The following is a 22,653-nucleotide window of genomic DNA, read 5'->3' on the forward strand; positions in this document are numbered from 1 at the left end:
CGCGCCGGCAGAGCGGGCGCGGGCACCTGAGCACGCTGTGGTCAGCGGAGGCTGGCGAAGAACTCGCGGATGTCGGTGACCAGCACCTCGGTGGCCTGGTGGGCCGCGTAGTGGCCGCCGACGTCGCCCCGGCCCTCGACGTCCGTGTCGTACGCCGTCCACCTGACGATGTTCGCGTGGTCCCGGTCGGCGAAGCGGCGGATGGACTGGAAGTCGCCGGGGAACATGGCCAGCGCGGTCGGAGCGGTGGTCGGCTCGGTCGGCGGCTCGCCGGCGTGCGCGTCCTCCCAGTAGAACCGGATCGCCGAGGCGGCAGTGCCGGTGAACCAGTAGAGCGCCACGTTCGCCAGGATGAAGTCGGCATCCAGGCCCTCGTCGAAGAGCTGGGCGTTCCAGGCGAGCAGCCCCACCGGCGAGTCGGCCAGCGCGAACGCCAGGGTCTGCGGCTGCTGACTGTGCACCTGGTTGAAGGAGAACTTGTTCTCGTAGAACCACTGGAGGTGCCCGAGCGCCGCCTGGTCCGCCTCGGAGAGCCCGGCGAACTCGGCCGGGTCGCCCGAGGGGAACGAGAAGAGCTGGGTGACGTGGACGCCGAGCACCCGCTCCGGAGCGACCCGGCCCAGCTCCGGCGCGATCATCGAGCCGGCGTCGTTGCCGACCGCGCCGTAGCTGTCGTACCCCAGGCGGTTCATCAGCTCGGCCCAGGCGCGGGCGGTGCGGAACCGGTTCCAGCCGGCGCTGCGGGTCGGGCCGGAGAACCCGAAGCCGGGCAGCGACGGGATGACCACGTGAAAGGCCGGCGCGTCCCTGTCGGTCGGCTCGGTGAGCGGGGCGATCACGTCGAGGTACTCCAGCACCGAGCCGGGCCAGCCGTGGGTGAGCACCAGCGCGGTGGCGTCCGGCCGGGACGACCGGACGTGCAGGAAGTGGATCCGTTCGCCGTCGATCTCGGTGACGAACTGCGGGTGGGCGTTCAGGCGGGCCTCGACGGCACGCCAGTCGAAACCGCCCCGCCACCGCTCGACGAGGGCGCGCACCCGGTCGGTGCTCATTCCGTAGGTGTCGCCGGCGCCGGGCAGGTCGGCGGGCCAGATGGTGCGGCCCAGCCGGGCGGCCAGGTCGTCGAGGGCGGTCTGCGGGATCTCGACGCGGAACGGGCGGATCGCGGTGTCGCTCATGCCGGAACTCCTTCGGAACGGAATGTTTCGTTCTGCTACCACCATAGCAGAGCGGAACGATCCGTTCCACTGCTAGTCTGAGGTCATGTCACCGACTCCCGGCAAAACCCTTGGCGGTCGCCGCGCCCAGGCCGCCCGCAACGACGAGGTCATCCTCGACGCCGCCCGCGCCGTCTTCCTCGACGACCCGAAGGCGCCGATCGCCGCCGTCGCCGAACGCGCGGGCGTCGGCATCAGCGCGCTCTATCGGCGGTACGCGGGCAAGGAGGACCTGCTGCGCCAGCTCTGCCACGACGGGCTGCGCCGGTACGTGGCGGAGGCCGAGGAGGCCCTTGCCGAGCCGGACGACTGGGCCGCGTTCACCGGTTTCCTGGGCCGGGTGGTCGACGCCGACGTGCACTCGCTCACCGTCCACCTGGCCGGCACCTTCACCCCGACCGAGGAGATGGGGCGGGACGCGGTGCGCGCCGGCGAGTTGGCCAGCGCCCTGGTCGACAGGGCCCACGCCAGTGGGCGGCTGCGGCCCGACGCGGTCGTACAGGATCTGGGGCTGCTGTTGGAGGCGTGCGCCGCTGTCCGCGTACCCGATCCGGAGCGGACCCGCCAACTGCGCCGCCGGCAGCTCGCGGTCCTGCTGGCCGGCCTGTCGTCGGTGCCGGGGGCGGACCCGCTGCCCGGCCCGCCCCCGGCGGCCGGCGAGTTCGACTGGCGGTGGCGACGCCGGGAGTGATGGGCATCACGCGCTAAGGTTGAGCGGAATACGCTCAACTCTGGTTGTGTCCAACCCAATGGACAACGCCGATCCGGGGGAGCCCATGAACACCGAAAGACTCACCACCAAGAGCCGCGAGACCATCACGGGCGCTGTCGCGCTGGCCAACCAGCGTGGTCACGCCACCGTGGAACCCTGGCACCTGCTCCTGTCACTCCTGGACACCGACGGCTCGACCGCCACCGGTCTGCTGCGCGCCGTCGGGGCCGACCCGACCGAGCTGCGCAAGGCCGCCCAGCGCGCGGTCGACAACCTGCCCGCCGCCCGCGGCTCCAGCCTTGCCGAGCCGACGTTGGCTCGGGAGTTCGTCAACGCCATCGGCGCCGCCGAGCAGATCGCCCGGCCGTTGGGCGACGAGTACACCTCGACCGAGCACCTGCTCGCCGGCCTGGCCCGGGTGGGCGGGGCGGTGTCCGGCGCGCTGAAGACCGCCGGCGCCACCGAGGAGGCCCTGGTCGCCGCCTTCCCGACAGTTCGCGGTGGGGACCGTCGGGTCACCACCGCCGACCCGGAGCAGACCTATCAGGCCCTGACCAAGTACGGCGTCGACCTCACCGCCAGCGCCCGGGACGGCAAGATCGACCCGGTCATCGGCCGGGACTCCGAGATCCGTCGTGTCATCCAGGTGCTCTCCCGACGTACCAAGAACAACCCGGTGCTGATCGGCGAGCCCGGCGTCGGCAAGACCGCGATCGTCGAGGGCCTGGCCCAGCGGATCGTCACCGGCGACGTGCCCGAGTCGCTGCGGGACAAGAAGCTGATCTCGCTGGACCTCGGCGCGATGGTCGCCGGCGCGCAGTACCGCGGCCAGTTCGAGGAGCGGCTGAAGTCCGTCCTGGAGGAGATCAAGAACTCCAACGGGCAGGTCATCACGTTCCTCGACGAGCTGCACACAGTCGTCGGCGCCGGCAAGGGCGAGGGCTCGATGGACGCCGGCAACATGCTCAAGCCGATGCTGGCCCGTGGCGAGCTGCGGATGGTGGGCGCCACCACGCTGGACGAGTACCGCGAGCACATCGAGAAGGACCCGGCGCTGGAGCGCCGTTTCCAGCCGGTGCTGGTCGGCGAGCCGACCATCGAGGACACCATCGGCATCCTGCGTGGGCTCAAGGAGCGCTACGAGGTGCACCACGGCGTACGGATCACCGACGCCGCGCTGGTCGCCGCCGCGACGCTGTCCGACAGGTACATCACCGATCGGTTCCTGCCGGACAAGGCGATCGACCTGGTCGACGAGTCCGCGTCCCGGCTCCGCATGGAGATCGACTCCCGTCCGGTCGAGGTGGACGAGATCGAGCGGGCGGTCCGCCGGTTGGAGATCGAGGAAATGGCCCTGGCCAAGGAGCCGGACGCCGCCTCCGCCGAGCGGTTGGAACGGCTGCGCAAGGAGTTGGCCGACAAGCGCGAACAGCTCACCGTGCTCTCCGAGCGCTGGCAGACGGAGAAGAGCCACATCACCAAGCTCTCCACCGCCAAGGAGGAGTTGGAGCGCCTCGGCGGTGAGGCCGAGCGGGCCGAACGCGACGGCGAGTTGGAACGCGCTGCCGAGCTGCGCTACGGCCGGATCCCCGCCCTCAAGGTCGAGCTGAAGCAGGCGGAGGAGGAGCTGGCCCAGCTCCAGGCCGGTGGCGCGATGCTCAAGGAGGAGGTCGGCGCGGACGACATCGCCGCGGTGGTCGCCTCCTGGACCGGCATCCCCGCCGGTCGCCTGCTGGAGGGTGAGACGGCGAAGCTGCTGCGGATGGAGGAGTCGTTGGGCGGCCGGGTGGTCGGCCAGGTCGAAGCGGTCGGCGCGGTCTCCGACGCGGTACGCCGTGCCCGCGCCGGGATCGCCGACCCGGATCGCCCGACCGGCAGCTTCCTCTTCCTCGGCCCCACCGGTGTCGGCAAGACCGAGCTGGCCAAGGCCCTCGCCGAGTTCCTCTTCGACGACGAGCGGGCGATGGTCCGCATCGACATGAGCGAGTACGGCGAGAAGCACTCGGTGGCTCGCCTGGTGGGAGCGCCGCCCGGCTACGTCGGCTACAACGAGGGCGGTCAGCTCACCGAGGCGGTGCGCCGACGGCCGTACTCGGTGGTGCTGCTGGACGAGGTGGAGAAGGCCCACCCGGACGTCTTCGACGTGCTGCTCCAGGTGCTCGACGACGGCCGGCTCACCGACGGCCAGGGCCGCACGGTGGACTTCCGCAACGCGATCCTGATCCTCACGTCCAACCTCGGATCGTCGGTCATCAGCGACCTGACGCTCGCCGACGAGCAGCGCCGGGAGGGTGTGCTGGCCGTGGTCCGGTCACACTTCAAGCCGGAGTTCCTCAACCGGCTGGACGACATCGTGGTCTTCGCCTCGCTGCGCGGGGACGACCTGCGTTCCATCGTCGACATCCAGCTGAACCGGATGCGAAGCCGTCTTGCGGACCGCCGGCTGGGTATGGAGATCACCGATGCCGCCCGGGACTGGCTCGCCGAGCACGGCTACGACCCGATCTACGGCGCCCGCCCGCTCCGTCGCCTGGTGCAGACCGCTATCGGCGACCAGTTGGCGAAGGCCCTCCTGTCCGGTCAGATCCGCGACGGCGAAACGGTGAAGGTGGACCGCGCCACCGAAACCGGAACCCTCTCGGTAACCCCCGCCTGACCCGGACACGTTGATCAAGAGGTTTGCGTCAGAATCGCGTCTTCTCATGACGCAAACCTCTTGATCAACAGGGTGGAGTGGGGGTGGGCGGGGAAAGGGTTGGGGCATGTTCGGGATCGGGAAGAAGAAATGGGAACGGGAACTTGGTGCGGCCGTTGACTCGTTGGTGACGGCTGACACGCTCGCCTTCGGGGGAGTCGGCATCGCCGGGACTCTGCTGCCGGTGACGGAGGCGTACGAACGGGTCTCGGCCGCTCTCGACGACCACCCCGAGGAGGTACGCCGCCAGCTCGACCGGGTGCTCGCCGACGGCACACCCGCCGGCCGGGCGTACGCGGCCACGCTGCTGGAGCGCGTCGACCCGGCGGCTGCCCGAGCGGCCTGGACGTCGCTGCGGGACGATCCGAGCGAGTTCACCACCTTCGTCGGCTGTGTGATGGACCGCGAAACCCTTGGTACGTACGCCAGCCGGCGGCTCGCCGCAGCATGATCCATTCGCCGGTCGGTGCTGCCCGATTGGTCCTGCCGGTCGCCGACGACGCGCCGTACGTTGCGAGCCATGAGCCCGCCCGCCACCGCGCCGCGTCCACCCCGGCCGGCCACCGTGACCATCGCCTTCTGGCTGCAACTGGCCGTCGTGCTGGTGCTGCTCGGCCTGGCCGCGCTGACCGTGGCCCAGGCGGTGCACTTCGATGGCCAGATCGACCGCGCGGTACGGCTGGTGCCGGACGCCGACCCGGACGAGGTGACCGGCGAGCGGCAGGGCAACGTCGCGACGGCGCTGATCCTCGGCGTACCGGCGGTGCTGCTCGCGGTCTGGCTGGCGTTCACCGCCACGCCGGTCCGGCGCGGCGGCAACGTCGCGCGGATCCTGGTCTTCGCCGCCAGTGGCGCGCAGCTTCTGATCTGCTTCGCGCAGTGCTGCTCCGGGGCGTTCCTCGTGCCCCTGCTGACCACCGAGATGGCGGCCGAGCCGCCACCGGAGTGGGACGAGGAGTGGGAGACCTCTCCGTTCTACGACACGCTCTACGCCGGCACCGATCCCTGGGACGACCTGTTCTTCCCCGCGGCCGGGCTGGGCGTGCTCACCGTCCTGACCCTGTCCGTGGCCGTGGTCCTGCTGCTGGCGCTGCCGCCGGCGAACCGCTGGTTCGTGCCGCGTACCGCGAACGAGGCGCTGCCCGGCCCGGCCTGGCCGATGCCCATGACCGTGCCTTACTACGCCCCGACCGGTTACGGATACCCGACAGTTCCGTTCGTGCCCGGCTTCCTGCCGCCGAACCAACCGCTTCCACCCGGCTACCTGATCTGCCCCGACCCGGCCGCGCACCTGACGCCGGGCGCGCCGGGCACCTCACCAGGGCCGACCGGACCGTCGACGACGCCACCGCAGGACCCATCCGACGGCCTCCGCTAGCTGAGCTGTCGGCCACAGCGCGGGCCTTCCTGGTGCCGGGGGTTGTTACCGTCTGCGCCGACGTACCTGGGGAGGTGGTCGGGTGGACGCGCTGGTGACGTGCCTGGTGGCGGCAGTTGCCGTACTCGCGGTGGTAGTGGTCGTCGTGTGGGCCCGCCGGCGGGCGACGAGCCGGTCCGACGGCCAGCCGGCGGAGTCGCCGCGCGGCGGCCCGCTCCGCCTGAGCCCTGGCGACCGCGTGCGGATCCGCGAGCGGGAGTACGCGGTGAGCGCCACGATCCGCCTGGTCGAGGGCGACTGGAGCTGGGTGCAGCACCTGCTCGACGACGACTCCGGCACCCGCCACCGGCTCTCCGTGGAGGACGGCCTCGAACTCGAGCTGGTGCTCTGGACCGCCGAACCGGGCGCCACCGTCACCCCCGGCGCCCCGACCATCGAACTCGGCGGACGGCGCTACACCTGGGCCGAGACCGGGCAGGCGCGTTACACCGCCACCGGAGAGACCGAACTGCCGTCGACCGGGACGATGCGCTACCACGACTACCAGTCCGGTGGTGCCGCGCGGCTCTCCTTCGAGGCGTACGGCGAAGAGGGCTGGAGGGTGGCCCGCGGTGATCTGCTCGACCCCGCCGACCTGACGATCCGCCCCACGCCTGAGGCCCGCTGAGCCGGATCGGGCGGGCGCGCCGAGCTCGTCACGGCATGCCGAACTGGCCGGTTGTCGATACGGTGTGGGCGCGATCTTAGGGAAGGAGAATCGTGGTCGATCCCCAGAGCACGCCGGCCCGTCAACGGCCATCCATTGTGTCGATATCCAGCTACCTGCTCTTCCTGTTCCTGGCGCTCCAGGTGATCAGTCTGATCATCACGCTCAGCACCTTCGGCAAGACGCGGGACGCGCTCCGTGCGGCGTACGAGGGCAGCACCACCGACGGCGACCAGGTGGCGGACGTCTTCGCCGTCATCGGCATCGGTGGCAGCGTCGTCCTGCTGCTGCTCGCGGTCGTGTTGGGCGTGCTGGCCCTCTTCAACAACCAGGGCCGCAACGGCGCCCGGATCACCACCTGGATCGTCGGCGGCATCATGGTCTGCTGCGTCGGAGGTGGCCTGCTCAGCAACGCGGCCGGCGGTTTCAACACCGGTGGCGGGACTGGCGACGGGCCGAGCCCGGAGGAGATCCAGCGCCGCCTGGAGGAGGCACTGCCCTCCTGGGTCACCCCGGTCAGCCTCCTGCTCGGTGTGCTCAGCCTGATTGCGCTGATCACGGCGCTGGTCCTGCTGGCGCTGCCGAAGGCGAACCCGTTCTTCCGCAAGCCCACCGCGGCCTGGGAGCCGCCGACCCCGGGTGCCAGCTACCCGGGCGTCCCGCAGGCGCCGGGTCAGCCTGGCTACCCGCAGGCTTCGGGTGAGCCGGGCTATCCGTCGAGTGGGGAGCCGAGCTACCCGCCGCCACCGGCAGCGGACCGGCCGGACGACACGCCGCCCACGGACCGGCCCGGGGGGTCAACCCCGCCGTCGGCGAGCTGACGGCTCGATAGGCACGACGCAGACGATCCCTCCGAGTAGGTTGCAATCCGACGCCTACCGGAGGGATTCGTCGTGTCGTACCCCGAATCGGCACCGGCCCGCCGGCCCGCCGCCGTCCTGTCCGCCACGACAGTGCTGTTGGTGATGGCGGTCGCCGCGCTCGCGTACGCCGTGGTCGATCTGGTGGTGCTGGGCGGGACCGTCGACGCGTTCCGCTCCGCCGCCCGCGACACCTCGGCGAGCCCGGAGCAGATCAACGACGTGGTGACCCTGCTCCGCGTGTCCATGGTGCTGTCGGCGGTGGTGGCGGTGCTCTCCGCGCCGCTGCTCGCCGGCCTGGCCCTCGGGCTGCTGGCCGGTCGCAACGGTGTCCGGCTGGCGACCTGGGTGGTCAGCGGGCTCGGCCTGCTCGCCGGATGTTGCAGCGTGGCGGTGGTCGTCGGCGAACGGGCCGCGCCACTGCAACTGGGCTCCGGCGACCAGTCCCTCGCCGAGTTGCTGGGCCTGATCGGCGACGCGTACCCGTCCTGGTGGATCCCGCTCAACGCCGGGCTTTCCGTCGCACAGGGGCTCGGTTACCTTGTAGTAGCTACGCTGCTGGCGCTGCCGGCGGCGAACAGGTGGTTCGGCCGCCGCCGCTCGACGACGCCCACCGCACCGCCCATGTCCGCGCCCGCCCCGCACCAGCCCCCGTCGGCGCCGCCCGCGCCCCCGTACCCGCCCAGGTGAGGACCACGCCGTGACGCTCGACCCCACGACTGCCGAGCGCCGAGCCCTGATCACCGGGGCCACCGCCGGCATCGGCGCGGCGTTCACCCGACGGCTGGCCGCCGACGGCTGGCATCTGGTGCTGGTTGCCCGCGACGCGGCGCGACTGACCGAGCTGGCCACCGAGCTGGGTTCCACGTACGGCCGCGAGGTGGAGACGATTCCAGCGGATCTGTCCACCGACGACGGCTGCGCCACCGTGGAGCAGCGGCTCGCCGAGGGCAGCCCGGTGCACCTGCTGGTCAACAATGCGGGGATCAGCCTGAACAAACCGTTCCTGCGCTCCACGGCGGAGGACGAGGCACGACTGTTGCGGCTCAACGTGCACGCGGTCATGCGGCTGACCCTGGCGGCGCTACGACCGATGACTGAACGGCGAAATGGGGCAGTGATAAATGTCTCTTCGGTCGCCGGGTTCGGTACGGCGATGCCCGGATCGACGTACTCGGCCAGCAAGGCGTGGGTCACCAACTTCAGTGAGTCTGTCGGCCAGTCGGCGCGGCCGTTCGGCGTCCAGGTGATGGCCCTCTGCCCCGGCTACACCCGCACGGAATTCCACCAGCGGGCCGGCATCAACATGTCCAAGACGCCCGAGTGGCTGTGGCTGCGGGCCGAGGATGTAGTGGACGAAGCCCTGCGTGACCTGCACAAAGGCAAGATGGTCAGCATCCCGGCGTGGAAGTACAAGGTGGTCGTCGCCGGCATGCGACACGCGCCGCGGCGGCTGCTCCAGGCGGTCGCCCGGGACACCCGCGGCCGGATCGGTCGCGACGAGCGCTGAGCCTCGACAGGCCCGTCGACCCCGGGTGCGGGGTGGGACGGCGTTGGCGCGCCGCTGTCGGGCCAGTTGCTGAGCGTAGTCGAACATCGCCAGTCATCGGTTCCCCGCGGGGCTGATCAGGGTGGACCCCACACACGGCGTTCAGAGTTGCGCAGTAACCTCTATCGCCATGGGGGACCACGACGACCTGCGTAAATTCATTACCGACCTGGCTGTGGTCCACGGACGGGTCGTGCTCTCGTCGGGGCGCGAGGCAGACTGGTACGTGGATCTGCGACGCGTCACGCTCCATCACCGGGCCGCTCCTCTGGTCGGCCGGGTGTTGCTCGACCTCACCGCCGACTGGGAGTTCGACGCGGTCGGGGGCCTCACCCTTGGTGCGGACCCTGTCGCGCTCTCGATGCTGCACGCCGCCGCTCCGACCGGCCGGGCCCTGGACGCCTTTGTGGTGCGCAAGGCGGGCAAGGCCCACGGTCTTCAGCGGCGGATCGAGGGACCGGAGGTGGCGGGACGCCGCGTGTTGGCGGTGGAGGACACATCCACGACGGGCGGAAGCGTTTTGACCGCTGTCGAAGCGCTTCGCGAGGCCGGGGCGGAAGTCGTGGGCGTGGTGGTTATTGTTGATCGAGGCGCCGGCGACGCGGTGCGAGCCGCCGGATTGCCGTACCGGGCGGCCTATACGTTGGCTGACCTCGGCCTTGTGGCGTAAAAGTCTGCCGATTCGGATCTGCTGATATGCAGGCGGATCGATGCTGCTGGTGGAAGGATGGAATACGTGGGAACTGCGTTGGCCGAAATGACTATGCCTCAGATCTCGCCGCTAAACGGCGAGCCGATCGAACGTGCCGATGCCGAGCGTCTCGCCGGGGTCCTCAAGGCCCTTGCTGATCCTGCTCGGTTGCGGCTGCTCAGCCTGATCCAGTCGGCCCCCGAGGGCGAGGCGTGCGTCTGTGACCTGACGGCGCCGCTCGGCCTCTCTCAGCCGACGGTCAGTCATCACCTGCGTATCCTCACCGAGGCCGGCTTGTTGCAGCGGGAGAAGCGCGGTGTCTGGGCGTACTACAGCCTGGTCCCGAGTGCGATCGCGACGATCGCCGACCTGCTGACCCCGCCGCGTAAGCGAGCCACCAAGAAGGCCCGCTGACGTAGGCACCAACACGCCGTCCCGAGCCGGGGCGGCGTCCGGTGGCGAGCCAGGGGTGGCGCCACCGGTGGTTGACACCTGCTCGTCCCCGGTCGCACCACCGGAGGCCGGGTTCGACATGCCGACGGCCGACCCCCACTCCAGGGGGCCGGCCGTCGTCGTACCTCTCAACGGTCCTGACCGTGCTCCGGGCGGTGACGGCCGTGCTCGTGCCGGTCGTGGTCGAACGCCTCACGGGCCGCATCCACCGCGCCGGCGGCACTGGCCGCCGCGACCACCGCGACCGCCTCGCCGCGCTTACGAGCCCGCCGGTCGCGAAGGAACTCGAAGAAGATCGGCAGTACCGAGATCACAATGATCAGGGCCACCACCGGCAGGATGTAGTGGTCGATCTTGTCGCCGATGGCCTGGTAGATCTGCTCGGCCAGCAGGTAGCCGATCAGCAGGATGCCGTCCACCCAGAGCACCGCGCCGACGATGTTCCAGAGCAGGAACTTCTTGGCCGGCATGCCGAGCGCGCCCGCGACCGGGTTGAGGAACGTCCGCACGATCGGAATGAAGCGCGCCAGCACGACTGCCTTCGCCGGGCCGAACTTCTGGAAGTAGTACTCGGCCTTCTCCACGTACTCCTTCTTGAAGAGCCGCGAGTTCGGCCGCTCGAACATCGGCCGGCCGTACCGCGCCCCGAGCCAGTGCCCCAGCTGGGCGCCGACGATCGCGCAGATCGGCCCACCGATCAGCAGGCCGGCAAGGGAGAGGCGGGTGCCGTCGCCGAAGATCGCGTCCGCCACCGGCGACGAGGCGACCCCGGCGAGGAACAGCAGCGAGTCACCGGGGAAGAAGAAGCCCACCAGCAGGCCGGTCTCGGCGAAGAGGATCACCCACACGCCGATCAGCCCGAAGGTCTGCAACAGATCCTTGGGATCGAGCGGGTTCAGGGCGACGCTCTCCACGAGGGCGCGGGTCTTCTCAGCTGTGTCCACGGCCACAAAGGGTACCGAAGCCCGGGGCCCCGGCCGCGCCGGACCGGCCCGTCACCACCCGCTCGCGCCGGGGGGCCTCAACGACGGTGCCCCGCCGACCGTGGTGGTCGACGGGGCACCGGTGGTGCGGGGTTGATCAGGCGACGAAGCGGGTCCGGCGGCGCTTGGCCACCAGGTAGCCGCCGACGCCCGCGGCGAGCAGCAGCGCGCCGAGGCCGGCGATCAGGCCGGTGGACTGACCGGTGATGGGCAGCGAGCCGCCGTCACCGTCACCGTCGCCACCGCCCGTGCCACCGGTCGCGTTGACCAGGATCTTGGCAACGTCGTTGGCCGGATTCAGGTCGTCGGTGAAGCCCTCGCACTCGCACTTGGCGTTGATGGTGACGGTGCCCGCCGCGTTCGCGATCACCTTGTCGATCCGCAGGCCGACCTCGACCAGCTGCTCCTCACCGACACCGATGAAGATGTCCGGGTAGCAGCGGTAGAGCTTCGCGCCCGGCTCGCCGGCGTTCTCCCAGTCCTGCTGGTCGCCGTTGAGCGGCGCGCAGAACTCGGGAACCTCGACTGCGGTGGTGCCCTCCGGAACGGCAATGTCGATCTTGGTGACCGGCGAGCCTGAGCGACCGAAGTCGAGCGCGGCCGGGCCGTCGTTGCGGACGCCGAGGGAGGCCGTGACCACGTCGCCGGCCTTGCCGGTCAGCTGGTCGCCGACCGCCACCAGGTCCGTGCCGTTCTTGCCGGTGACCTTGACGGACATGCCGGACCAGTTGTTCATCGGGTCGGTGTCAGCCTGGAAGCCCCGCGCTGCTGCCTTGGACGGGACCTCCGGAAGGCTCAGGACCGGACCGTCACCGGGCTTCCCGACCGAGATGCCCCCGGCCTGGAGGTAGGCGTTGAAGTCCTCGAACTCGGCGATCGTCATCCAGTTGTAGTAGCCGTACTCGTTGCCCGGCGCGTAGGTGTCCTTGCCGAGCACGTAGGACAGCGATGCCGAGCGGGCCTTTCCGGCGGTGGTCACCTCGGAGAAGGTGCAGGTCCGCAGGTGACCGTCCTCGTAGGTGCAGTTGCTGTACTGCTTGTCGGGGCGGATCGCGTAGTCCAGGTCGAAGACCGCGACCGCTCCCTTGGCGTCGGTCGTGCCAGCGTTGCTGAGCGTCAGCGGAGCGCTGAACGTGCCGCCGGGGGTGGACGAGATGTTGGTTTCCTCGCCCGGGGCGGCCAGGTCGACGCCCTCGCCGATCCGCAGCTTGGCGGTGTGGCTGGCCGGAGCGAGACCCTCGGCGCTGACCGTGACCTTGAGGTTGCCGGTGTCGCCGTCAGCAGCCTTCGCGGCCGGCGTCATGGCCACCTCGAAGAGGCCGCCGAAGGCCCACTCCTCGAGACCGATCTCGAAGGGATCGGTGCAGACCAGAACGCCGGCCTCCGGCGACTGGCAGTCGAAGCTCGACGACTCGGGCTTGACCTGGACGACACCGTTCAGATCCCGGTAGTCGTAGGTGACGGTGAGGCCTTCGACCACCACCGGCTCGGAGGCGAACAGGAGCGGGGAGTCGATCTTGCCTTCGGACCCCGCGGCAATTGTGGTGTCGCTGAAGTAGACGCCCAGTTCGATGGGCGCCTCGGGGGCGGCGGCGGCCGGGCCGGCGGAGGCGGCGACGAACGCGCCTGCTACGCCCAGGCCGGCGAGCCAACGCCGGGTGGAGTGGGTGAGCATGAGGGGGATTCCTCCAGTTGGGGGATCAGGTGGAGCCTGCGGATCTTAAGGAACTCCTAAGGCTGGGTGCAGCCCGCAGAGCCACCCGCCGACCAAGACGAACCAAAAGGTTGATCAGAGTCACCGCAATGTTCGATGGGTCCGCTCCCGTCATCTGAGGCAGGAGCCCCCGGGAGGTGCAGTGACGTACGAGGAGTTCGCGGACACGCGGCTGGCCCCGCTACTGCGGTACGCGGTGATGCTGACCGGCGATCCGCACCAGGCTCAGGATCTGGTCCAGGAGACGATGGTCCGGGTCCAGCTCAACTGGCGTCGGGTCGCCCGAGCGGATTCGCCCGAGCGGTACGTACGGCGGATGCTCACCAACCAGTACGTCGACTGGCGGCGCGGCTCGTGGGTCCGCCGGGTGCTGTTGCGCGGGGAGCCCGACGCGTCGGTGCCGGTGCCCACGGATCACGCCCAGTCCGCCGTGGACCGGGATCAGATCTGGTCCTGGCTGTCCCACCTGCCGCGTCGGCAGCGGGCCGCTCTGGTGCTGCGCTACTACGAAGACCTGCCCGACGTCGAGATCGCCGACATCCTCGGCTGTGCCGTCGGGACCGTCCGTTCGTCCATCTCCCGGGCCCTGGCCACGCTCCGGGCCGAGTACGTGGAGGCGTGATCATGATCGAGGATGACCTGCGGGCCGCGTTCGTCCGGCACGAACCGTTGACCCCGTCGACCGGCCCGCTGCGGGCCGCGATCGACCGGCTCGCCGCCACCCGCCGTCGCCGTCGGCAGCGGTTCCAGGCCGCCGGTGTCACGCTCGCCGTGCTCGCCGCGCTCGGAGTCGGGGTGCCACAACTGCGCCCCGATCGGCCGGCGGAGGGCCCGTCGTTGTCCGGTCAACCGGCTGGCGTGCAGTCCGGGGCGCTGAATGTCCTGCTGCTCGGCGTAGACGGCTTCGGCGAGGAACCGTCGCACCGGCTGGCGGACTCCGTCCTGCTGGTGCACATCCCGGCCGACCGGAGCCGGCCGTACCTCATCTCGTTGCCGCGCGACCTGGAGGTGTCGATCCCCGGCCGGGGGATCGACAAGCTCAACAGCGCGTTCTACACAGGTGCCGCCGAGCCCCGGCCCGACCTGGACGCCGGCTACGACCTGACCCGCCGGGTGGTCGCCGACCTGACCGGGGTACGCATCGACGCCGGAGCGGTGCTGACCTTCGCAGGGCTGCGCCGGATCACCGACGCGGTCGACGGGGTGGAGGTCTGCCTACCGAAGGAGGTTCGGTCCTGGCACACCCGCCGGACCTTCCCGGCCGGCTGTCAGCGGCTCGACGGAGCTTCCTCCGTCGACCTGCTGCGGCAACGGCGGTACCTGCGCGACGGCGGGTCGGATCGGGACCGTAACGCCCAGCGCTACGTCGCCGGGCTGGTCCGGGCGTCGGTCGCGCAGGACGTGCTGACCAATCCGGTCCGGCTCGCCGCGCTGCTGTCGGCGGCCGGTAAGGGCATGGCTGTCGACGACGACGGCCTGCCGCTGACCAGGCTGGTGGCGGTGCTACCCGAGTTGAAGAGCGTCGACCCGGTGGGGCTCAGCCTCCCGGTCGGCCCCCCGGTGGCCAACTCCTCACGGTTGCCGCTCGACCCGAAGCGGGGCCCGGAGTTCCTCGCCGCGTTGGGTGAGGATCGGTTGGCGCAGTGGGTGGCGCAGCACCCGGAGAAGGTCAATCCCATCCGATGACGGACCGGGGTTGGCGACGACGCCCCGCCGGCCGGGTAGGGACGGCGGGGCGTCGGTCAGGCGGGGTGGGTCAGGCGACGGAGTCGGTGGTTCGGCGTCTGCCGAGCAGGTAGCAGCCCACGCCGGCGACGAGCAGCAGGCCGCCGATGCCGGCGATCAGGTTGGCGGGTGCGCCGGTGATGGGCAGCGAACCACCGCCACCGCCACCGCCACCGCCATTGCCGTCTCCATCGCCGTGGCCACCGCCGCTCTGGGCCGCGTTGACCACGATGGTGGCCCTGTCGTTGGCCGGCTTGATGTCGTCCTGGAAGCCGCCGCCGGCGGGGCACTCGCACGGCGCGTTGACCCGCACCGCGCCCCGGGCGTTGGGGATGACCTTGTCGATACGCAGCCGGAACTTCATGGCGTAGGTCTGCCCGGCCACCAGGAGCATCTCCGAGGCGCACAGGTACGTGCGGGTGGCGTCCTGCCGCAACCAGCAGTTGTCGGGGACCTCGACGGCGGTGGTGCCCGGCGGTAGCTCGACGTCGGTGTGGGTGGCGGCCTCGAAGTCCCCGTTCGTTCCGTCGAGCGTCGCCGGGCCGTTGTTCCGGAAGCCGACGGTCGCCGTGACGACGGCGCCGGCCGTCCCCTTGAGCGTGGTGCCGATCCCCGCGAGGTCGGTGCCGTTCCTGCCGGTGGCCTTGACGATCCACCCGGTGTAGTCGTAGCCCGGGCCGACGTCGGTCTGGTCGGCCTGCCGCAACCCGTTGGGTGCCTTGGCCAGAGTCAGTTTCGGACCGCTGCCGGCGGTGGCCGCCCGTGCACCGACGGCTTCCCGCACCCGGGTCAGGTCCTCGAAGTCGGCAGTGGTCATGAACTGGGCGTAGCCGGAGTGGTTGGCCGGCGCGTAGGTGTCAGTGGCGAGTTCGAGGTTCAGCGTGGTGGCGAGCCCGGTGCCCACCGGGATCTCCTCGTCGAACTGACAGGAGAGCAGGTGGTCGTCGGAGTAGCGGCAGTTGCTGAACCTGTCCTTCGTCCGGATCGAGTAGGGGAGGTCGAAGACCGCGACGAATCCGGTGACGGCCTTGTCGCCGACGTTCGCCACGACCAGCGGCACCGTGAACTTCCCGCCCGGCTTGGCGGAGAAGGTGGTGAACGGCCCACCGGCCAGGTCGACCCCCTCGCCGACCCGGACGCGCGAGGTGTAGCTGCCGCGCCGGCCGCCGGCCGCCTGGTAGCTGACCGCGACATCGCCGGAGTCGCCGAGCTGCGCATCGTCGGTGGCGGCGATGTCCACCTGCTTTGCCCCGTTGCGGTAGATCCCGCTGCCGACCGGCGCCACCTCGTACAGGACGATGTCGTCGGGCTCCTCGCAGACGAGAACGCCCGGCTCCGGGGCGGTGCACTTCTGGCCGTTGACGGGGGCAATGGTGATCTTGTTGGCCAGCGAGCGGTAGTCGTACCGCACGGAGACGTCGGTGAGGACCGTCGGCTCGTCGGCGTACAGCGACAGGGCGCGGGTTGTCGGCGTCGCGCCGACCGCCAGCGTGGCGTCCTGGAAGTAGGGCTCGATGGCGACCGCGGCGACGGCGGGGGTGGCGGAGGCGGCGACCAGCGCGCCAGCGGCGCCGAGCCCGGTCAGCCAGCGGAGCGAGTGCTTGAGCATGGGGTCCTCCCGTGGGGGTACAGGTGGCGCTCGTCCAACCTAGGGAGACGCCGGCTCATCCGGTAACCCCGTGGGATCGATATTTGTCCAACGACCCGAACGGCTGGACACCTCTGTCGCAACGGGCAGCCGACCCTGCGGCGGGGTCAGCGGTAGTCGTCCTCGTCCCCGGTGACCACCCGGGCCTGCTCCATCGCGTCCCAGTCGTCGACCTCCAGGCCACGGTGCGGCTCACTGTCGACGTCGACGGGGCCGGCGACGGTGGCCTGCTCGACCGCGTCCGCCGGGTCGGCCTCGGGGTCGCGTTCGTTGGGCGCGAGGTGGTCGCCGGGGGTGAAGTCCTCAGCGGGCTGACCCATCGTCCCTCCCGGGGGTCTCGGGGCACGGTTCCCACCCACCGTACGGGCTGGGCGGGCGCACCGCCCGGAAGCGGAGTGGGCGGAATCAGCCCTCGGCGACGCGAGCCGGTGCCAGGATGGTGCCGTGGGCTTCCTCATCAGACTGGCGATCACCGCTGTCGCGTTGTGGATAACCACGCTGATCGTGCCCGGGGTGAATGTGCACGGCCGCTCGGGTGGCAACACGGTCCTCACCCTGATCGTGGTGGCGCTGATCTTCGGCGTGATCAACGCGGTGCTCAAGCCGGTGATCCGGGTCGTCGGCTGCGTGTTCTACCTACTGACCCTGGGGCTGTTCGCGCTGGTGGTCAACGCGTTGTTGTTCCTGCTTACCGACCGGATCGCCCGCGGGCTCGACCTGCCGTTCCAGGTGGACGGGTTCTGGCCGGCGTTCTGGGGAGCCATCGTGATGACAGTGGTGACCTGGTTGATCAGCGTCATCGTGCCGGACAACCTGGACCGCCGGTGAACGGCTAGCACCCGGGTCGGTTGTTCCGGCGCACCTCACCTGCGGGATACTTCCGGGCGGAGGACAGCGCGGTCCGGCGCACAAATGAAGAACAGCGGCCAGCACGGCCGAGAGTGGTAAGTAAGGAGCGCATCACATGCCCATCGCTTCCCCCGAGGCTTATGCGGAGATGCTGGACCGCGCCAAGGCTGGCCGGTACGCGTACCCCGCGATCAACGTGACTTCCTCCCAGACGCTGAACGCGGCGCTCAAGGGCTTCGCCGACGCGGAGAGCGACGGCATCATCCAGGTCTCCACCGGTGGCGCCGAATACCTCTCCGGCCCGTCGATCAAGGACATGGTCACCGGCGCGGTGGCGTTCGCCGCGTACGCGCACGAGGTGGCCAAGAAGTACTCGGTCAACATCGCCCTGCACACCGACCACTGCCCGAAGGACAAGCTGGACAAGTTCGTCCGTCCGCTGATGGGCATCTCGCAGGAGCGGGTGAAGCGCGGCGAGGAGCCGCTGTACCAGTCGCACATGTGGGACGGCTCGGCCGTGCCGGTCGCGGAGAACCTGCAGATCGCCGCGCAGCTGCTCGACGAGGCCGCCAAGGCCAAGATCGTCCTTGAGATCGAGGTCGGTGTCGTCGGTGGCGAGGAGGACGGCGTCGAGAACGCCATCAACGACAAGCTCTACACCACCACCGATGACGGCCTGGCCATGGTCGACGCGCTCGGCCTCGGCGAGAAGGGCCGCTACATGGCGGCGCTGACCTTCGGCAACGTGCACGGCGTCTACAAGCCGGGCAACGTCAAGCTGCGTCCGGAGATCCTCAACCAGATCCAGGAGGCGGTCGGCGCCAAGTACGGCAAGGACAAGCCGCTCAGCCTGGTCTTCCACGGCGGCTCGGGCTCCCTGCTGAGCGAGATCCGCGAGGCTCTGGACTACGGCGTGGTGAAGATGAACATCGACACCGACACCCAGTACGCCTTCACCCGCCCCGTCGCCGACCACATGCTGCGCAACTACGACGGCGTGCTGAAGATCGACGGCGAGGTCGGCAACAAGAAGCAGTACGACCCGCGTGCCTGGGGCAAGGCCGCCGAGGCCGGCCTGGCCGCCCGCGTCGTCGAGGCCTGCGAGCACCTGCGCTCGACCGGCACCACGATGACCAAGTAACGACGTCCCACCGACGGCCGGCTCCCCGCACGGGGGGCCGGCCGTCGTCGTCAGGTCGTCAGCAGGCGTACGGCCTCCCGAACGTCGTCGGTCAGGTGGATCGTCGACGACAGGTCACCGAACGGGGACGCCGCCAGCAGCGGGCGCAACAGCGCCTCCACCGGCAGCTCCCGCGTCCAGTAGGCGCGGTCCAGGAAGATGTACGCCCCGCTCGCGCCGTCGGTGCCGTAGTAGGTCTTGGTGGCCGCCTGGAACACCTCCTGCACCGTGCCCGCCCGCCCCGGCGCGAAGACGATGCCACCCCGGGCGAGCCGCAGGATGGTGTCCTCCCGGATCGCGTTCGAGAAGTACTTCGCGATCCGCCCGGCGAACAGGTTCGCCGGCTCGTGCCCGTACAGCCAGGTCGGGATGGCCAGACCACCCCCACGCGCCCAGCCCAGGTCGTCGCCACGCTGCCGGGGCACCCCCGCGTACCGCTGCCGGACCGTCAGCGCCGCGGCCGTGTACCGGTGGTGGTCGGTGAAGTCGGGGGCGGTGGCCAGCAGGTCGATCGCCGCCGTCACATCGGGCGCCGGCCGGTCCGCCAGGTAGGCGCCGAGGTTCGCGGCCTCCATCACCCCGGGGCCGCCGCCGGTCACCACCAGCCGGTCGGCCCGCGCCAGCTCCCAACCCAGCACTGCCGCCATCCGGTACGCGGGACTGCCCCGCCGCACCGCGTGACCGCCCATGATGCCCACCACCGACTGCGGCCCGTACGCGGCCAGCCAGACCCGGGTGGCGTCGGCCAGCGCGTTGTCCACGCCGTGGTCGTGCAGCCGCTGACCCAGCGCCTCCTTGACGTCCGGCAGCGCGCCGCCGTGCGCTCGGTAGTGGTCGTACACCCGGGTGTCGTACATCCCGGTGAACCCGCCCTCGACGAACCCGGCGGCCAGGTCGTCAGGGGTGTAGAGGTGCGTCGGCTGGGTCGGGTACGGCAACCCCGAGAACGGCGGCACCACGTTCGCGCCCCGCCGGACCAGGTCGGCGCCGACGTCCCGGGACGCGAACCGGCAACCGACGAAGAGGGTGCCGGCGACGTCGACGCCGGTCAGGTCGGGCACCGGCGCGAGGTCGAGCCGCAGGCCCTGCACGGTCAGCCCGGTCAGCCGACCGGCGGCCAACTGCTGATCGAACTCGGCCCGGGTCTGGATCTCACCGGCGTGCAGGTGCGGCTCGATGACGTCCGCGGGAGGTGGGGTCGGCACCGGGCCATCCTGCCCCTGCGCCGGGGCCGGTCAAACCTCGGGCCGGGGTGGAACCGACAGGAGCCCGGTGGTCGTGGCCACCGGGCTCCTGCATTACCGGTTCCTGGGGAGGCTCCGGACCATTAGTTGTAGTGGAAAACACCAGGCAGCGGCATAGGCCGCAGGCGTGACCAACTCCTCAGCCGTTCAGCGGAACACGTCGGCCGACCCGCTCGCGTGTCGCCCTGTCCAGCGGGTTGAATGGGGCGATGCAGAACCTTTTGCCAGAGCCACCGGCCACCCGCCTGCCCGTGAACGACGAGGCCGACGCCGCCCTGGCCGCCGCCGACGAGGCCGGCACCGATGAGGCGTACGCCAACGTGGCGGCCGGCTTCCCGACCTACAGCGCGGCCTGGGCGGAGCTCGCGGCGCGGGCGTTCGCGCAGGGCCAGGTGGTGACGGCGTACGCGTACGCCCGCACCGGCTACCACCGGGGCCTCGACCAGCTGCGCCGCAGTGGTTGGAAGGGCCACGGCCCGGTGCCGTGGTCACACGAGCCCAACCGGGGCTTCCTCCGCTGCCTGTACGTGCTGTCCCGCGCTGCTGACGAGATCGGCGAGGCCGACGAGGCGGCCCGCTGTGCCCAGTTCCTGCGCGACTGCGACCCGGAAGCGGCGGACGCGCTCGCGAGCAACTGACCCCGCCCCGGCGGCCGGCCCGACACCGGGCCGGCCGTCGGCGGGTTACAACCCTTCGGCGACCGCGGCGGCGATCTTCAGCCAGGCGTCCCTGGTGGCCGAGGAGAGCCCGCCGTACCGGATCGGCTCGCCACTGTCGATGAGCCGCTCGTACGGGGCCAGCAGCACAGCCCGGGTGCGGGCCGCGAAGTGCTCCTGGATGGCCGGCAGGTCGATCTCCTTGCGGGACGGCGGCATCGAGACCACCGTCACGGCCTGACGGACCAGCCGTTGCCGGCCGCTCTGCTCCAGGTGGTCGAGCATCCGGGCGGCCGTCTCGGCGGAGTCGTTACGGGCCGACATGGTGACCACCAACTGGTCGGTGGCGTCCATCGACGCCTGCCAGTTCTGCGCCCGGACGTTGTTCCCGGTGTCCACGAAGATCAACTTGTAGAACCGGCTGACCACCTCACGGATCTCGGCGAACGCGGCGGCTGTCAACATCTCGCCGCCGGTGGCCGACTCGTCCGAGGCCAGGACGTCGAACATCCCCTCGCCCTGCGAGCGGACGTACTGCGACAGGTCGCCGACCCGCCCGTGCGCGCCCTGGAACTGCCCGAGGTCACGCAGCATGTCCCGCACCGTGCGGGAGTGGAAGTCCTGTTGGGCGCGCATCCCGAGGGTGCCCTGGGTCTCGTTGTTGTCCCAGGCCAGCACGTAGCCGCCGCGCTTCTGACCGAACGTCATCGCGAGCAGCAGGATGGCCACCGTCTTGCCGGCGCCGCCCTTCGGGTTGACAACTGTCACCTGCCGCAGACCACCGAAGTTGCGGCGCACCATCTCGATGTCCCGCTTGAGCTCCTGCTCGTGCCGCCCAGGAGAGAGCCGGAGCAGGCCCATCTTGTTGACCACCGCGCGTACACCCATTGTCGCCACCGGGTCGGCGGGCCGGACCTGGCGGCGTCGGGCGAAGTCCTCGGCGGTCGGCGCGGCGGTTTCCTCAGGTGTCCAGCTCGCGTCCGGGTACGCGGTCGCATCCGGGTACGCGGGTGCCGGCACCCGGGTCACCCCGTCGGCCTCCTGGTACGGCTGCCCAGGCGTGCCGCCGGGCGAGCCCTGCTGCCAGGGCGGTGGGTACCAGCCCGGCGAGGGCGGGAACGGCCCAGGCGGCGGAGTCGCCGGCCCGGCCTGCGGAGGAGCCTGCTGCGGTGCGGGAGGGCCGGGCGGCGGATTGCCGAACTGCGTCAGGTCGGGCGGCGGCGGAATCGGCGCCGGGCCGGCCTGCCCGGGAATGGCAGGAGTGAAGGGCTGCCCGGGGTGTGCCTGTGCGGGGCCGACGTGCGGGACGACGGGAGGCGGCGGAATCGGGGGCGTCGCGCTGGCCTCGGCCGGATTCGGCGCGACCGCTCCAGCGGGGCGTTGCGGTGGATATGCCCACGGCGACTCGGCAATCGGCCGCGCCGGCCCGTCGGCGGACCCGTCCTCATCGGGCCCACCAGCCTGCGGTGCCGGTCCAGGAGCTTGCGGTGCCGGTCCGCCAGCCTGCGGTGCCGGTCCGGCCGCTGCAGGGCCGGCGGCTGAGGAGTCTGCCGGAGCCGGGCCGGCGGCCGTCGGGCTGTCGGAGGCGCTCGGGCTGGCGGCGGACGCGGTGACGGCGGGGGTGGGCCGGTCGGTGGCTGCGGCCCCGGTGGGCCGGTCGGTGGCAGCGGTGGGGCGATCCAGGGTGAACGGCAGGTCCAGGTCAACGCCGCCCGGGGTGATCGGCGCTGTCGGACCCTGGTCGCCGGGCTGCGTCGCTCCGCCGGCCCTGCTGGCCGCGCCGGGTGCCGCACCGGCCGCGTCGCCCGCGGCGGGTCGGACGTCCCTCGGCGCGGAGGCGACGTCTGGTGTCGCAGCGGCAGCGGGGAAGGTGACGCCAGTCGGCCCGCCGTTGCTGCCTGGGCCCGCTGCCGGAGGCGTCGGCTGGGCACCTGTCGCTGGCGGAGCGGGCGGCGGTGACGCGGCGGCCGGGTCGGTCGGTGGTGGCCAACTCGGCCGCGCCGGCGCCCAACCCGACCCGGTGCCGGACGGGCCGCTGGGGGCCCACCCCCGGGGGTGGAACGGCGCCGGTGAGCGACGGATAGTCCGACGGCGAGGGCGGCGACTGGGCCGCAGCGCCGGGCTGGCCGGGAACCGGCGGTCGCCCGATCGGCGGCGCGGCCACCGGGGGCGTGACCGGCGGCGCTACCGACGACGGCCCACCCCGCTGCTCGGCGACCGCAGCCCAGGGCGGCACCGCCCCCCGGTCGCCCGGATCCGGCGGCCAGAGTGGTTCGACGTCCCGCTCCGGCACCGGCTGCTGGCCGGGCACCTGCGCCCGGTCGGCGTTCTCGTCCATTACGGCCCTCCCCAGTCCTCCTGCGAGGATAGGCCCATTCGCCCACCAGGGCCGA

Annotated in this window: 22 protein-coding genes and 1 pseudogene; 15 read left to right on the forward strand and 8 right to left on the reverse strand. The window is 71.1% G+C overall.

All coding sequences use genetic code 11. The annotated features are described in order from the left end of the window. Positions 1-41: 41 nt before the first annotated feature. On the reverse strand, positions 42-1,178 hold the full coding sequence (locus tag ACQP0U_RS00715; protein ID WP_433314864.1) for an epoxide hydrolase family protein: 1,137 nt from the start codon (positions 1,176-1,178) through the stop codon (positions 42-44). Positions 1,179-1,263: 85 nt separating this feature from the next. Here ACQP0U_RS00715 and ACQP0U_RS00720 point away from each other — a divergent pair, with 85 nt between their 5' ends. From ACQP0U_RS00720 to ACQP0U_RS00765, 10 genes are all read left to right on the forward strand, one after another. After that, a complete protein-coding gene (locus ACQP0U_RS00720; protein ID WP_433314866.1) occupies positions 1,264-1,908 on the forward strand; it encodes a TetR/AcrR family transcriptional regulator in 645 nt (214 codons plus the stop codon). Between the two features lie 85 nt (positions 1,909-1,993). Continuing rightward, positions 1,994-4,585 carry an ATP-dependent chaperone ClpB gene (gene clpB / locus ACQP0U_RS00725; protein WP_433314867.1) on the forward strand — a complete coding sequence of 864 codons (2,592 nt, stop codon included), beginning with the start codon at positions 1,994-1,996 and terminating at the stop codon, positions 4,583-4,585. Positions 4,586-4,691: 106 nt separating this feature from the next. Continuing rightward, on the forward strand, positions 4,692-5,075 hold the full coding sequence (locus ACQP0U_RS00730; RefSeq protein ID WP_433314869.1) for a hypothetical protein: 384 nt from the start codon (positions 4,692-4,694) through the stop codon (positions 5,073-5,075). A 69-nt stretch (positions 5,076-5,144) separates the two neighbouring features. Then, positions 5,145-6,002, forward strand: coding sequence for a hypothetical protein (locus ACQP0U_RS00735; RefSeq protein ID WP_433314871.1), 858 nt, complete (start codon positions 5,145-5,147; stop codon positions 6,000-6,002). 82 nt (positions 6,003-6,084) lie between these two features. Then, on the forward strand, positions 6,085-6,669 hold the full coding sequence (locus tag ACQP0U_RS00740; RefSeq protein ID WP_433314873.1) for a DUF4178 domain-containing protein: 585 nt from the start codon (positions 6,085-6,087) through the stop codon (positions 6,667-6,669). Between the two features lie 92 nt (positions 6,670-6,761). After that, on the forward strand, positions 6,762-7,529 hold the full coding sequence (locus ACQP0U_RS00745; RefSeq protein WP_433314874.1) for a hypothetical protein: 768 nt from the start codon (positions 6,762-6,764) through the stop codon (positions 7,527-7,529). Between the two features lie 72 nt (positions 7,530-7,601). Then, complete coding sequence (locus ACQP0U_RS00750) at positions 7,602-8,258, forward strand: hypothetical protein (protein ID WP_433314875.1); 657 nt, start codon at positions 7,602-7,604, stop codon at positions 8,256-8,258. Positions 8,259-8,268: 10 nt separating this feature from the next. Next, positions 8,269-9,078, forward strand: a complete 810-nt coding sequence (locus tag ACQP0U_RS00755) for an SDR family NAD(P)-dependent oxidoreductase (RefSeq protein ID WP_433314877.1) — start codon at positions 8,269-8,271, stop codon at positions 9,076-9,078. Positions 9,079-9,247: 169 nt separating this feature from the next. Next, positions 9,248-9,787 (forward strand): orotate phosphoribosyltransferase, encoded by a 540-nt coding sequence (pyrE, locus tag ACQP0U_RS00760; RefSeq protein WP_112586136.1) that lies wholly within the window; start codon positions 9,248-9,250, stop codon positions 9,785-9,787. A gap of 57 nt (positions 9,788-9,844) precedes the next feature. Next, the gene (locus tag ACQP0U_RS00765; protein ID WP_030332125.1) at positions 9,845-10,222 is read left to right on the forward strand and encodes an ArsR/SmtB family transcription factor; all 378 of its coding nucleotides are present in this window, start codon (positions 9,845-9,847) and stop codon (positions 10,220-10,222) included. Between the two features lie 167 nt (positions 10,223-10,389). Here ACQP0U_RS00765 and ACQP0U_RS00770 read toward each other — a convergent pair whose 3' ends face one another. Both ACQP0U_RS00770 and ACQP0U_RS00775 read right to left on the reverse strand, forming a co-directional pair. Beyond that, on the reverse strand, positions 10,390-11,211 hold the full coding sequence (locus ACQP0U_RS00770) for a DedA family protein (RefSeq protein WP_433314879.1): 822 nt from the start codon (positions 11,209-11,211) through the stop codon (positions 10,390-10,392). 130 nt (positions 11,212-11,341) lie between these two features. Next, entirely contained in the window at positions 11,342-12,919 is a 1,578-nt protein-coding gene (locus ACQP0U_RS00775; protein ID WP_433314881.1) for an LPXTG cell wall anchor domain-containing protein, read from the reverse strand. 181 nt (positions 12,920-13,100) lie between these two features. Here ACQP0U_RS00775 and ACQP0U_RS00780 point away from each other — a divergent pair, with 181 nt between their 5' ends. After that, positions 13,101-13,580, forward strand: coding sequence for a SigE family RNA polymerase sigma factor (locus tag ACQP0U_RS00780; RefSeq protein ID WP_433314883.1), 480 nt, complete (start codon positions 13,101-13,103; stop codon positions 13,578-13,580). Positions 13,581-13,582: 2 nt separating this feature from the next. Beyond that, positions 13,583-14,644, forward strand: coding sequence for an LCP family protein (locus tag ACQP0U_RS00785; RefSeq protein WP_433314885.1), 1,062 nt, complete (start codon positions 13,583-13,585; stop codon positions 14,642-14,644). A 70-nt stretch (positions 14,645-14,714) separates the two neighbouring features. On the opposite strand, the gene ACQP0U_RS00790 is transcribed toward ACQP0U_RS00785, so the two are convergent. Both ACQP0U_RS00790 and ACQP0U_RS00795 read right to left on the reverse strand, forming a co-directional pair. After that, complete coding sequence (locus ACQP0U_RS00790; protein ID WP_433314887.1) at positions 14,715-16,292, reverse strand: LPXTG cell wall anchor domain-containing protein; 1,578 nt, start codon at positions 16,290-16,292, stop codon at positions 14,715-14,717. 146 nt (positions 16,293-16,438) lie between these two features. Beyond that, positions 16,439-16,651 (reverse strand): hypothetical protein, encoded by a 213-nt coding sequence (locus ACQP0U_RS00795; protein ID WP_433314889.1) that lies wholly within the window; start codon positions 16,649-16,651, stop codon positions 16,439-16,441. A 124-nt stretch (positions 16,652-16,775) separates the two neighbouring features. Between ACQP0U_RS00795 and ACQP0U_RS00800 the strand changes: the two genes are divergently transcribed. Together ACQP0U_RS00800 and fbaA are read left to right on the forward strand one after the other, a co-directional pair. Then, a complete protein-coding gene (locus tag ACQP0U_RS00800; protein WP_433314890.1) occupies positions 16,776-17,159 on the forward strand; it encodes a phage holin family protein in 384 nt (127 codons plus the stop codon). A gap of 136 nt (positions 17,160-17,295) precedes the next feature. Beyond that, on the forward strand, positions 17,296-18,321 hold the full coding sequence (gene fbaA, locus ACQP0U_RS00805) for a class II fructose-bisphosphate aldolase (RefSeq protein ID WP_433314892.1): 1,026 nt from the start codon (positions 17,296-17,298) through the stop codon (positions 18,319-18,321). Between the two features lie 50 nt (positions 18,322-18,371). Here the strand turns inward: fbaA and ACQP0U_RS00810 are convergent, their stop codons facing one another. Continuing rightward, complete coding sequence (locus ACQP0U_RS00810) at positions 18,372-19,565, reverse strand: LOG family protein (protein ID WP_433314894.1); 1,194 nt, start codon at positions 19,563-19,565, stop codon at positions 18,372-18,374. A gap of 248 nt (positions 19,566-19,813) precedes the next feature. Between ACQP0U_RS00810 and ACQP0U_RS00815 the strand changes: the two genes are divergently transcribed. Next, the gene (locus tag ACQP0U_RS00815) at positions 19,814-20,242 is read left to right on the forward strand and encodes a DUF3151 domain-containing protein (RefSeq protein WP_091396135.1); all 429 of its coding nucleotides are present in this window, start codon (positions 19,814-19,816) and stop codon (positions 20,240-20,242) included. A gap of 45 nt (positions 20,243-20,287) precedes the next feature. Here ACQP0U_RS00815 and ACQP0U_RS00820 read toward each other — a convergent pair. Then, positions 20,288-21,700 (reverse strand): annotated as a pseudogene (locus tag ACQP0U_RS00820) (MinD/ParA family ATP-binding protein); the annotation flags it as partial. 262 nt (positions 21,701-21,962) lie between these two features. After that, complete coding sequence (locus ACQP0U_RS00825) at positions 21,963-22,598, reverse strand: hypothetical protein (protein ID WP_433314896.1); 636 nt, start codon at positions 22,596-22,598, stop codon at positions 21,963-21,965. Between the last annotated feature and the right edge of the window lie 55 nt (positions 22,599-22,653).

The organism is Micromonospora sp. CA-269861, from assembly GCF_050948505.1.
Classification (GTDB): Bacteria; Actinomycetota; Actinomycetes; order Mycobacteriales; family Micromonosporaceae; genus Micromonospora.

Coding starts and splice junctions, on each gene's coding strand:
- ACQP0U_RS00815 (WP_091396135.1), top strand. CDS start 19,814: ATGCAGAACCTTTTGCCAGAGCCACCGGCCACCCGCCTGCCCGTGAAC.
- ACQP0U_RS00720 (WP_433314866.1), top strand. CDS start 1,264: ATGTCACCGACTCCCGGCAAAACCCTTGGCGGTCGCCGCGCCCAGGCC.
- pyrE (WP_112586136.1), top strand. CDS start 9,248: ATGGGGGACCACGACGACCTGCGTAAATTCATTACCGACCTGGCTGTG.
- ACQP0U_RS00735 (WP_433314871.1), top strand. CDS start 5,145: ATGAGCCCGCCCGCCACCGCGCCGCGTCCACCCCGGCCGGCCACCGTG.
- ACQP0U_RS00775 (WP_433314881.1), bottom strand. CDS start 12,919: ATGCTCACCCACTCCACCCGGCGTTGGCTCGCCGGCCTGGGCGTAGCA.
- clpB (WP_433314867.1), top strand. CDS start 1,994: ATGAACACCGAAAGACTCACCACCAAGAGCCGCGAGACCATCACGGGC.
- ACQP0U_RS00825 (WP_433314896.1), bottom strand. CDS start 22,598: ATGGACGAGAACGCCGACCGGGCGCAGGTGCCCGGCCAGCAGCCGGTG.
- ACQP0U_RS00795 (WP_433314889.1), bottom strand. CDS start 16,651: ATGGGTCAGCCCGCTGAGGACTTCACCCCCGGCGACCACCTCGCGCCC.
- fbaA (WP_433314892.1), top strand. CDS start 17,296: ATGCCCATCGCTTCCCCCGAGGCTTATGCGGAGATGCTGGACCGCGCC.
- ACQP0U_RS00730 (WP_433314869.1), top strand. CDS start 4,692: ATGTTCGGGATCGGGAAGAAGAAATGGGAACGGGAACTTGGTGCGGCC.
- ACQP0U_RS00715 (WP_433314864.1), bottom strand. CDS start 1,178: ATGAGCGACACCGCGATCCGCCCGTTCCGCGTCGAGATCCCGCAGACC.
- ACQP0U_RS00790 (WP_433314887.1), bottom strand. CDS start 16,292: ATGCTCAAGCACTCGCTCCGCTGGCTGACCGGGCTCGGCGCCGCTGGC.
- ACQP0U_RS00765 (WP_030332125.1), top strand. CDS start 9,845: ATGGAATACGTGGGAACTGCGTTGGCCGAAATGACTATGCCTCAGATC.
- ACQP0U_RS00785 (WP_433314885.1), top strand. CDS start 13,583: ATGATCGAGGATGACCTGCGGGCCGCGTTCGTCCGGCACGAACCGTTG.